The organism is Weissella oryzae SG25 (assembly GCF_000691805.2).
Classification (GTDB): domain Bacteria; phylum Bacillota; class Bacilli; order Lactobacillales; family Lactobacillaceae; genus Weissella; species Weissella oryzae.
Genome location: NZ_DF820499.1, coordinates 17,233 through 28,531, shown reverse-complemented (window position 1 = coordinate 28,531; position 11,299 = coordinate 17,233). Strand labels below are relative to the sequence as shown.

Annotated in this window: 10 protein-coding genes and 2 pseudogenes; 2 read left to right on the top strand and 10 right to left on the bottom strand. The window is 33.1% G+C overall.

Annotated features, from left to right (window positions below; all coding sequences use genetic code 11):
- Positions 1-576 (top strand): IS3 family transposase (locus TT13_RS09465; RefSeq protein ID WP_027699745.1); only part of this gene is annotated, 576 nt, incomplete at its 5' end.
- A gap of 71 nt (positions 577-647) precedes the next feature.
- Here the strand turns inward: TT13_RS09465 and TT13_RS09460 are convergent.
- The 3 genes from TT13_RS09460 to TT13_RS09450 all read right to left on the bottom strand — a co-directional run bounded on the left by TT13_RS09460 (position 648) and on the right by TT13_RS09450 (position 2,858).
- Complete coding sequence (locus TT13_RS09460) at positions 648-1,448, bottom strand: IS3 family transposase (protein ID WP_027699744.1); 801 nt, start codon at positions 1,446-1,448, stop codon at positions 648-650.
- 14 nt (positions 1,449-1,462) lie between these two features.
- Complete coding sequence (locus TT13_RS09455; protein ID WP_027699743.1) at positions 1,463-1,744, bottom strand: transposase; 282 nt, start codon at positions 1,742-1,744, stop codon at positions 1,463-1,465.
- Positions 1,745-1,961: 217 nt separating this feature from the next.
- A complete protein-coding gene (locus tag TT13_RS09450) occupies positions 1,962-2,858 on the bottom strand; it encodes a LysR family transcriptional regulator (RefSeq protein WP_027699742.1) in 897 nt (298 codons plus the stop codon).
- 112 nt (positions 2,859-2,970) lie between these two features.
- On the opposite strand from TT13_RS09450, the gene TT13_RS09445 reads away from it, so the two are divergent.
- Positions 2,971-3,930 carry an NmrA family NAD(P)-binding protein gene (locus tag TT13_RS09445; protein WP_027699741.1) on the top strand — a complete coding sequence of 320 codons (960 nt, stop codon included), beginning with the start codon at positions 2,971-2,973 and terminating at the stop codon, positions 3,928-3,930.
- A 126-nt stretch (positions 3,931-4,056) separates the two neighbouring features.
- Here the strand turns inward: TT13_RS09445 and TT13_RS11585 are convergent.
- From TT13_RS11585 to TT13_RS09420, 7 genes and pseudogenes are all read right to left on the bottom strand, one after another.
- Positions 4,057-4,277: pseudogene (locus TT13_RS11585) on the bottom strand (phosphopyruvate hydratase); the annotation flags it as partial.
- Between the two features lie 171 nt (positions 4,278-4,448).
- Positions 4,449-5,333: pseudogene (locus TT13_RS11710) on the bottom strand (alpha/beta hydrolase).
- Positions 5,334-5,888: 555 nt separating this feature from the next.
- A complete protein-coding gene (locus TT13_RS09435; RefSeq protein WP_145912374.1) occupies positions 5,889-6,218 on the bottom strand; it encodes a hypothetical protein in 330 nt (109 codons plus the stop codon).
- A gap of 116 nt (positions 6,219-6,334) precedes the next feature.
- The gene (locus TT13_RS11355; protein ID WP_190279658.1) at positions 6,335-6,475 is read right to left on the bottom strand and encodes a hypothetical protein; all 141 of its coding nucleotides are present in this window, start codon (positions 6,473-6,475) and stop codon (positions 6,335-6,337) included.
- A gap of 184 nt (positions 6,476-6,659) precedes the next feature.
- Positions 6,660-6,860: a hypothetical protein gene (locus tag TT13_RS09430; RefSeq protein ID WP_027699737.1), complete on the bottom strand. Its 201-nt coding sequence runs from the start codon at positions 6,858-6,860 to the stop codon at positions 6,660-6,662.
- A 1,262-nt stretch (positions 6,861-8,122) separates the two neighbouring features.
- Positions 8,123-10,129, bottom strand: a complete 2,007-nt coding sequence (locus TT13_RS09425; RefSeq protein ID WP_190279657.1) for a hypothetical protein — start codon at positions 10,127-10,129, stop codon at positions 8,123-8,125.
- 215 nt (positions 10,130-10,344) lie between these two features.
- Positions 10,345-11,298 carry a WxL protein peptidoglycan domain-containing protein gene (locus TT13_RS09420; RefSeq protein ID WP_027699735.1) on the bottom strand — a complete coding sequence of 318 codons (954 nt, stop codon included), beginning with the start codon at positions 11,296-11,298 and terminating at the stop codon, positions 10,345-10,347.
- Position 11,299 lies beyond the last annotated feature (1 nt).

Sequence of the window (11,299 nt, the reverse complement as noted above, 5' to 3'; positions counted from 1 at the left end):
GCTAAGCCGAAATTTCGATATCAGAAAATCATTGAAGACCAACAATTTCCTAATATTATTAATCGACAGTTTTCTTCTTCTAAACCTAATCAAAAATGGACTAGTGATATGACTTATATCAAAACTGCGCAAGGAAATGTTTATTTAGGGGTTATTATGGACATATTTTCTCGAAAAATAATTAGTTGGAAAGTTAGTTCTCGAATGACAAGTGCCTTTATCGTTGAATTAATTAGAAACGCGCTAATTAAGCGAAGCACTTCCTCAAACCTGATACTTCATACTGACCGTGGATCTCAGTACACGTCGCACGAAGTGCGCCAATTTCTTGACACCAATCATATTAATCATTCGTTCTCAAAGCCTGGATATCCTTGGGATAACGCAGTTACTGAGGCATTCATTAAATATGCTAAAAAGGAAGAATTTAATCGCAGAAAATTTAACAATATTATCGAAGTAAGGCAAGCTGCATTCACCTATATAGAAGGATTTTATAATACCAGAAGGCCACATTCTGCAAATGACCTTATGTCTCCAAATCAGAAAGAATCAAATTTTCATACCAATCATTAAATCAAAAACTGTCTACTTTATTGACATTTGTCCAATTTGCTCATATGTCAATAAAATGGACTAAAAAGTTTCTACTGAACAAACGAGATTCTTTCATTATTAAACCAATAGATATAATTACCTACCGCTAATTGGATTTCATCAATACTTCTGAATTTTCTTTGATAAATCATCTCTCTCTTGAGAATGGAATGAAAAGCTTCTATACGACCGTTATCATATGGATATCCTTTTAATGAATATGAATGTTTTATTTTATTTGTTTTTAAAACATCTTCAAAATTAAAGCTTGTATACTGGCTTCCCATATCACTATGAATTATGTGTGGGTTTCTAAAATGCTTAAGCGCATCTAATATGGGGGCTAGGGCTAGTTCAGACGTCATCTGCTTTCCAATTTTGTAGCTTAAAACGCTTCGCGTTTCCGGATTATATGCAGTTGCCAAATAAACCCACTGTCTATTAACTAGTTGTAGATATGTAATATCTGTGCTCCAACCCCCTGATAAATCATCAAATTTTTTAATTATATTTTCCCGTTGAACGTAATTATTCTTTGCTGCCGGTTTGCGGTAACGTTTAACCATGATTGATCTAATATTTAGCTGACGCATTAATTTAAGAGCCATATAGTTACTCATAGTTGGGGTTTGCTCATTTGTTTTTGAATACATACTAATCCGACGATGACCATACATTTTATTATTACTCCAAATTTGCATAACGGCTTTTTTAAATATTAATCGACGTTTTTCAGTAGGACTTGGCACCCATTTTAGCCAATTAAAATACGTTGATTTATTTACATTTAAGGCTTTTAAAATTCTAGTAAGTAGATAACCCTGTGCTAATAAATCTTTAATTAGCGGCAATCCATTGCCTCGCTTTAATGTTTTGCGAGTAGGATTGCCGCTCTTTTTAAAATTTCTAATTCTTCCTTTGCAATTGCTAATTCTTTTTGAAGCTTTTTAAATTCTTTATCCGTAATAAGCTTACCTGTTTCATCTTTAGTGACAGGCGTAGCCTGTCTAACCCAATGTCTAATTGAATCTGCAGATACTCCATATTGAACAGATAATTCTGTAAATGAATTTCCTTCATGATAAAGCTTAATCATAGAATCTTTAAAATCAGTGGAATAACGTTTTCCTGCCATTCGTTTTGTCATAAAAAAATCTCCCATACTAAAATTAACAGACGCGAACTAAATCGGTCCATATTTTTAGTATAGGAGCAATTGGCTTAGGTAGGTGATTGTTATACCCATATCGACTAGCCCTGATACTTCTTACAGCTTCAAGGTTCGAAGAAATCATTATATCGCTTTGATTAAAGTTCAACGGCGAACTACCAAAGAGGTAAATAAACAACCACCGATTTACTACCTAAATTAAAATTGTTCCACTACTGACAATCTCTTTAATTATATCTAACAAACAACGTAACTCTTCGTGATCATTATCAGTCAAATATGCAATTCCATATGTAATTTTCGTACTATAATCCAAGGGAATTGCTATAATTTCAGAATCAGTTCTATCGACAACAAAACTTGGTAAAATACCGACCCCTTGCTTGCCTTTTATTAGAGTAATTAAAATTGCAACTGTGTCAGCTATAGTTTCTCGTCCCTTTTTAATATGAATACTTAATTCTCTTTGTAATCTGTCAATAGCTGGTGGAGATTGCCTTGGATTAAATAATATAATGTCAGTATCATTCAAATCATTAATATCTAGATGGGACCGATTCGCTAATGCACTTGATTTTGTAACTAAGGCTACAAATTTCGAGTCAAATAATGGGTCAAATATAATTGCTGGATTACCGGCAACGTTCTCCGATGTTGTTAATATAAGATCAAATCGATGACTAATTATGTCGTCGATGCCAGCGTTTAAATTAAAGTTTTTAAGAACAATCTTCAAATTGGGCTCTCTTGTGGACACTTGTTCGAGAATTTTGGGCAAGAAAAGTTCTTCGAAAGGTGTATTAGTATAACCTAACCTAATTGAAGACAAAAAATTATGACCTTTAATCTGTACTATCAATTGCTCAATATTTGACATAATATCACTCATATGTTGATAAAAATACAGCCCTTCTTTCGTAAGACTAACTCCCTTTTTCCCCCTATTAAACAATTTTATAGCCAATTCTGATTCAAGTTGCTGGATATTTTTTGTGACTGCGGGTTGTGTCATATGCAGATTTTTTGCTGTTTTAGATAAGTTCAATGTTTCTGAGACATTTAAAAAGACATTTATTTGGATAAAATTCATTCTTTTTCTCCTTATTCTTTTTAGTAATCAGTTATAACTTTTTATGATGTTTTAACATGATTGTATTGTGATAACCTTAACTTGTAAATATAAAATTAAAGAGGTGTTCCATATGCGTTATATTGTTACAGGTGTTGATGGCAAGCTATCAAGTCGAGTTGCTGAGCTTATGTTACAAAATGTGCCTGGTAATGAGCTTACATTTACTTGTTATAAAATTGATCGTCTACCAATAGATAAGCGTAAGCGTTGGGAAAACGAAGGTGTTCGAATTGTTGAAGCTGATTACAATAATAAAGAATCACTTGTAAAGGCTTTTGAGGGTGGTGACAGATTGTTTTTGATTTCTGGCCTTGACGTTGGAAAACGTGTAGAGCAACATAAAAACGCCATTGACGCGGCAATTGAAAATGGTGTCCAGCATATCACATATACCTCATTCATTGGAGCGACAGATCCTGCATATGAGCATGTATTTGTGACTCCTGATCATACTGCTACCGAAAAATATTTGGAATCAACAGGCATCAAATATGCAGCGCTTCGCAATAACTTATACCTTGAAACCTTTATGACAATGCGAGCAATGCTTGCATTTATGTCAGATGGTAAGTGGGTTACTACAGCTGGCGAAGGCAAAGCAACTTTAGTTCATAAAGATGATTGTGCTGCCGCCGCCGCTGCTGCACTATTAGGCAAGGGTGGTGACCGAAAGGTATTTAACATTGTGGGATCTCAAGCTATTTCGGTACGTGAGATTAGTGAAATAATTTCTAAACGCTCTGGTATTAATCTTGAGTACATTCCAGCTACGCAAGAAGAATATTATGCTTACTTAGAAAAATTAAATATCCCGCATGATATGAGCGGTGATTTCTCGAAGTCTCCAGCCCCATTTAGTGCAAATGATGTCGTAGACAATGATCAAGCTGTTGGTGACGGTCTATTTAATGTTGAATCAAATGACATAGAATTCCTAACAGGACATAAACCAAAAACCGCATTAGATATTGCTAGTAATTTTGATTACATTTGGCAAAATCACATTACTAATTGGCGTCAGATAAAGTAATACAACATTAATAATAAGTTTTAGAACTCCGTGAAACGTATGTATACTGTTCCGGAGCTTTTTCATTTGGACAAATGTCAATAAAGTAGACAGCTTTTGAATAAATGGTGAATCCATGTAATTTTCTGTATTTACGTTATTCGTAGCCTTTAATACACCACGTCCACCAAGCCGTGTGCCATCATCACGTAATTCAATTGCCTCTCGATCACCAGTTAATGCTCCTGAAGGCACAACGGCCCGACCTGAGAAGTCCCGTCAGTTAAATGAATGTCAACTTCAACTGTTGGATTCCCCCGAGAATCAAAAATTTCGCGTGCATGAATATTTTCTACTAACGCTGTCATAATATTCTCCTCTGATAAATACAAAAATTGATGCTAATTTTCTTATTAGCAATAATAGACCTGTAATTAAACCAGAATTTAAAAAGTAAACTAAAATTATTTAAAACTCATGTAGAGTTGAAAAAGACTATCTGTTGAAGAAGTAGATAATATAATCTTTACATAATTTTTTTACTTGTTATTACCCTTCATAACCCATGTAGTTGAAAAATCCATTGTGGCACGCGTTGCATCGGTTTGATCCATTGAGTTAACATCACACCACGGAAACGTATTTGTGTAACATCAACGTCAGCTTTACCTTCGTCACGCAAAACGTCAGCTTGACCGTTTAGAATCATGGCCTTTGTCAAGTCCTTCAACTCTTCAAGTGATGCACGCAATAGGTGATGCAGTAATCTCAGCACGTTGCTTTGGATCAGTTGTATATTGATCCCAGAACCATTCCATACCAGCCTTAGTCAAGAAGTAGTTCTCGGCAAATTCGTTGTATGATTCTGTGTCAAAGTTAGCATCAGTTCCTGGGTAATGTGGCAATTCTTGTAAGATTGGCAAACCCTTACGTTGCTTAATCAAAATTGTCATAACAGTTGCCATGTTTCCGCCGACTGAATCACCTTTGCGTCAAGCTTCTTAGCCTCAGCTACGTCAGCTAATTGTTGGAAAACGGCATAGCTTTGTTGGATATTTTGCTTCCGGTGAAAGTGAATACTCCGAGAACCCAACTACTAAATTGGTACGTATTGCTAACTCACGTACTAACTTATCGCGCGTGGGTACTTCCGAAGACCCAACTAGCACTATGAATGTAGAAAATCACTGGTAACTTGCTGTAGTGCCTGCTGGGCGAATGAATCGTACAGGAATATCGCCCCACTTAGCAGTTGGGAACATTGTATCTTTAACATCTACATTGTACTTATTTACTGGTGAAAATTGTACTTCTTCAACTAAGACGCAAACATCCTTAGGTGCGAATTCATAAATCCGTGGGTGTAGCTTATTTACGTTACTAAATTCCTGAGCTGCTGCTTCCAAAACTACTTTCTTGTCGATTATATCTCTCCCTCTCTTTGACAAAGATATCTATATTGTTAGCATTTCTTCAGCAAATATGTTATATATGCAATATTTTTATAAACAAATAACCTTTTTATAAATTTCTTGTGAACATGATCATTTTACTCATACCGGCAACTATTAAGTTCTTTTTCACAATGGTTATATATGTTTATATCCATTATTTCTGAGTAATTTCAAGTATATTTTTTACTAATTATTACTGGATTGAACTTAATATGATAAACGATTTAGTTACAAATATATATAGGATTAGCATGTCAAATAAGGCAAATTTAAAACGAATAATTATTCGTTTATGCCAAAAGCTTAATGAATATTAAATATTCATTTTAAAAGCATGTAATCCTTAAGTTTTCGGAATATTTACTAAAAAACTGATTAACTACACCAATAATTTTGGTTGCGGTTAATCAGTTTTTAGAATGTATTTCCAATTTTAACCACTGTAGGTAATTAATATGAACCCTGTTGATTATTCGAAATTTATTTTCTACATTTAATTCCTAGCAATGACAGCAACAAAATTAACTAGCTAAATACTTGTAATGATACTTCATCCACCATACCAGTATTAGGTAATGAATTATTATGTGGCAAACTATCTGAACCATTGGTCAAATCTGACATCGATTCTAATGTCAATCCTGAACTTGAGATTGACTCACTTACTGATTCTGATATCGATTCTGAATCACTCATTGAGTCTGAATCACTAACACTCGCCTGATCAACTTCATAAATTAAAGTTACTGCACCAGATTTAGTTCCAGTAAAATCTCCTTGTGAATGACTATACTTTAAACCATTTAGAGTTTGTAGAATATTTGCTATTGTATATTTTTCAATATATACCAACATCAGTAGCATTAGTTAGGACTTTCGCGTTAGTTAAAAAACTACTTTGACTCAGGACTAATAATTTCTGTGCCATTCTCATACAATATTTTACCATTATAGTCTGTAAGGGAACACTGTCAGGATAGGTATAATTTGCTTCCTACATTATCATGTTCATCACCATATTCGCTTGTAAAAATCTGCTGTGAACCAGCGGTCGTTTTAAAATAATCGTTGTTAAATGTATAACCATTTATAATTTGATTCAATCCTAACATGGATTGAAGATTTCCAGATGCAACCTCTTTTCCTGAAAACATAGCAATACCGACTACATAAAGCTCTGCTACTGATTTTGCTTCATTTATCTGAGCAATTATGTCTACTCCTTTATGAGTTGAAATATTGATATAAGTTTTATAAACATAGTATCCATTGAAACTAACTTTATTTTTCCAAATGCTATCGTGCTGTCAATAGAATTGTCGACTGATTTGCTTGCCTAGATTCTGCTGAATAGGCCCTTATCTTCGCTTTACTCTGGCCGACTAAGAGGTTTGAACTACCAACTTCTTTATTATCACTTAAAACACTATCCGCATGCACAAGGTTTGATACAACAGCTCCACTGCCAAATACCCCAGCAAAACTTGTAATTGCCACATAAATCCAAGTCTTACTTGATTTGTAAGCATTGTATCGTTATCTGTGATTGGAATCTAGTAACTTTTTAATATTATTTTTCTTAAATATTAGTTTTCTGCTTTGGCTCTCTTTTTATAAAATTAGTTCAAAAACTTTGTTAGTTACAAACACCTAAGCCCCCATATTGAACACAATATAATTTAGCTAACCCTAAATTATATTCAAGCTCTTTAATTCACTAAGTTGTTAAACATTGTATTTTCAAGCATAATCATTTTATATTACTTATTTATTTTTTCAATTAATTAACATATATGGTCAAAAATAAGAACTTTATGATTCCATTTTTGAAAGACAACTGTCCCTTTTATTTATAGGCATACTATTTTTACCAATTCTTGTCAAGTAAACATTCTAATTAGCTTATATTTCGATGACTTAGCATTGTTCTATACTGGTATTTTTTTTACATATGATAGAGATATAACAAAGAGAATTTTATAAAGTCGTGATACGTATTACTAATACACATTGTTATCTGGATATTGGGTTTTATCTGTGTAGTCATCTCCCCAAATCCACATATCTAATCCATTTATTTCTTCATGAAATATGTTTAAGAACATACAACATTAAATATAAGATGACTATCTATATTTTCTAATAAGTGATCACAACTTTTACGTTTGCCTTCATACCTACTTGTACTGACCAAATAATAGATATTTAGGTTGTTAATGAATTAGTTGTTTTTTAAATAAATTTCAAATCCAAAAATTAATTATTTATTGAAACAGTGATTATAAGAAAAAGTCGATTAACTTCAAGCCATTAAAGTTTATAAGCTATTCGATTTTTCTTTGTATTCTAAATAGTAACTGCCACACAAATCCAAAAATTATAGATTTAACAACAATATTTCCTATATATAATTTATATGTTTAATTCCTAGCAACGACAATAACAAAATCAATTCACCAAATATTTGTAATCATGTGCTGTTTACCATATCGATATTTAGCAAGGAATCAATATGTGACAATCCGTGTGAGTCTTTAATTGAGTCCAACATTGATTTACTATCTGAAGTTGATCCGCTCAATGAATCACTCGTTGATTCTTTTTTGAGCGTTCTACAGCTTTTATTGGTTTAACTTCAAAGTTATTCTACTTAATTAGTACCGACGCTTTAAAGAATAAAAAGTGATTTACTTACTAATTTGTTAGCGGACAGAAATTAAAAAGGCTGCCAAAATTGGCAACCTTTTAGTTATGCAAAACTAATAACCATCAACAGTAGCAGTCCAAGTTAACGTTGTTTGATAATCGCCTGGCATAAAATTAGTCCCGTTTGAATACAATTTAAGTCCCTCATCTTTAGTCCAAATGACTGATTTAACTTGATCCCCAGATTTTGTTTCAGCGATTTCAACGGGGTTATTATCTAAAGTTACAAAACTATTATTTTGATATAGTCGCAATTGTGAAGGTAAAACAACATTAAGGTCCGAAAGTAATTTAAATGGTCCATTTTGATTAACAAACAACTTTACAGGTAAATGATTTCTTCTTGCATCTGTAATGTTAAGCACACTATTTGGTGCATTAGTGGTTGCCTCACGATTAATAATTTGATCATGATTGACAAAGCGATGACCACCAAAGTCAATATTGGTAGGGCTTAGGGCTAACAGGTTCTTTGAATAGTTAATTTTCAAAGCTGTTCCCATAAGTTGATAAGTACTACCATCAATATTATTTCCCTTGATTTCCGGTGTCATAGTAAATGAATCTGCATTATCAGCCGCACTCAACGTTGCCTTTGCATCTAAAGTGATTGAGCTTCCTCCGTCAATGTTTAGGTGCGTAATCGTGATTGACTGATAAGCTCCATGATCTTGCACTGTGTAGTCAGTTCCTAAATTTAACGTATTGCCATCTAAACTAATTGAACTCAGCTTCGTTTTACTAGGAATATTAAATACATATTTACCATTAATTAATCTCGAATTAACCTCAGTATTGTTAACTTTAGTAATATATTCAATTGAATCGCCACTAATTACGTTGTCTATCACTGTATTACTAGCATCATGAGAATTAACATATGTTCTATTGAATATCGTGTCTTCCATTTGAAGCTTTACTGATTTATTTGGAGCTGTAACAAATAGATTAGCTTTATTGGTCTTCACCGTCACAGATTGACCTGAAATATTAAAAGTAAGAATCATTTGTGCACTATAAGGTTTATTACTCTCAGAAGCAACGTATGCAGCGTCCATAAATTTACCACTTGAGACAGTAAGTACTTTAGTATTATTGAGATCCTCCAGATTTTGGACTGTACCAGATACGTTCTTAATACCATCAGTATCAGTAATCTTATTCCCATTTGCATCAAAGAAATTCCACTGATAATTCCAGCTTGTAACATTATCTCCTGCAATTTTTTTAAAGTCACTTAATCCATCAATTGACCAGTTAAAAGATGTATTTTTCACAATAGACTTTGCCGCCAAACCGCCAACCAATACTTCCTTAGTAGCATTAGAATTACCAGCAGTTGCATTTAATTGTACTGGAATTCCTGATTTTTCTGTGCTACTGTTTATTTTATTATTTAGCGATGAAGGAACAGAGAATTTAGTATTTATACCTTCACTAGGAGAAAACTTAACATCATTTGAATCAACCCACTTAATTGAATCAGTAGAATTATTTGGAGTTAAAATTCCTTTAGCATCATATCCAATGTCTGCATCTTTACCATTAATCTGCCCAGCAAATACTATATTAGGAGCATCAATGCTTAGTCTATAAGATGGAACGGGAACGGAACTAACATTTACTTTAGCAAGTTGTGAATAATACGTCTTTCTTATAGGCCAAAAACCATTAAGAACAGCAATTTGATAATAATATGTTCCTGGATTTTGAATTGAATCAATTTTATCTGTACTAATTCCTGTACGCCCAGTTATTAATTGCGAAGAAGTTGAATAATCGGTTGATCCCTCGTTAACCCACTTACTATTATTTGTGTCCCATCTCCATTTGATAATTTTTACTGAAACACCAGGATTCAGACTCTGATTAGCAAAATTGGCATCAATTTTAGGTTTATCACCAGCAACTATATTTTGCTCAGATTGTGGCTGAATAATAAATCCCGACTTTAAAGTTAAAATAAACCAAAATCCGTCATCAGATGGTTGATGCGCGTCTGAAGGTGTGCCAATAGCATCCTGCGTATTATTGTTAATTACATCTGCTTTAGATCCCAAGATAAAACCAGGAATTATAGACACCAAAAGAAACATACTAAAAATTATAAAAATAAATTTTTTTAATTTCATTATTAGGGTAAATCCTTTTTATTTTTATTTAATAAATTACTTACTAACTATCAACAACCTATATATACAGCCCACAATTCAATTTATTATTAAGAATTTGCAATAACAAGATCATAAATAGTAAAAATTGATATAAAGATCATTTATTGCCCATCTTTTTCTCCCCTTCTTATCAACGTAAAGCAACCTAGTCCTAAAATAATGAATAAGACGATGCCTAATAAGATGTAAATTTTTGAATATGATTTTTCATCAGTTTTAACTACCGGAGTTGTTTGGCCTTTATAAGTCAAAAATCGGCTTTGCCTGGCTTTTTTAAGCGTTACTTTAGCAGCTTTAATCTGATTATTTGGCTGTTCGTCAGGCACAAAAAGCGTCATCTCACTATCTGGTGTTACAGAAATATTCTTTAAGACCTGCTTAGTTTGATTATTAATATTTATATTGGCCGACATATTTGTAATTATCTTATTACCAGAATTTTTGAAGGATAATTGATACCCTTTCTCATTTTTTGAATATATCGAATTAACTTTTAATAACTTAATTGTTGAAAGGTCACTTGTTTCAACATCGTCATCTGCTGATAATAAAACACTCGTTACAAAAGAAATATCGTTTTTGATATAACCCGTATTTTCATCTGAAACCTCGGTCAGACCAAAGCCGCCTAATTTAACTCCATTAATCGGTGTTTTAGGTGCGGTTAATTTAAGTTCAACTTCGACCTCTTGATGACCAGCCACTGTTCCATTCTTAGTCGGCTTGGCTGCTAAATTTCTAAGACCATTTTTTGCCGAATTGGCTTGATAGACAATTTGTCCATTTTGATTATCAAAAGCGTTTAACAACTCAATCCGATATTTTTGCTGGTGCTCACTCATGTTAGTGATATTGGCTTTCAATGTATATTCCTGGTTGGCAGCGTACTTAAAGGCATAAATATTACTCTTATCCGTCTTAACTTCCATGACTGGCATCGTATCAAAAACTAAATTTTTACCTTGAAAAGTTGCCGCTTCTGCAAACGCAGCCTGGCTAAATATGCTTAACCAAAGAATATTGACGAGTTTAATTACACTACTTAGCCTTTTCATT

Coding starts and splice junctions, on each gene's coding strand:
- TT13_RS09455 (WP_027699743.1), bottom strand. CDS start 1,744: ATGACAAAACGAATGGCAGGAAAACGTTATTCCACTGATTTTAAAGAT.
- TT13_RS09450 (WP_027699742.1), bottom strand. CDS start 2,858: ATGAATTTTATCCAAATAAATGTCTTTTTAAATGTCTCAGAAACATTG.
- TT13_RS09445 (WP_027699741.1), top strand. CDS start 2,971: ATGCGTTATATTGTTACAGGTGTTGATGGCAAGCTATCAAGTCGAGTT.
- TT13_RS09435 (WP_145912374.1), bottom strand. CDS start 6,218: ATGTTGGTATATATTGAAAAATATACAATAGCAAATATTCTACAAACT.
- TT13_RS11355 (WP_190279658.1), bottom strand. CDS start 6,475: ATGTTAGGATTGAATCAAATTATAAATGGTTATACATTTAACAACGAT.
- TT13_RS09420 (WP_027699735.1), bottom strand. CDS start 11,298: ATGAAAAGGCTAAGTAGTGTAATTAAACTCGTCAATATTCTTTGGTTA.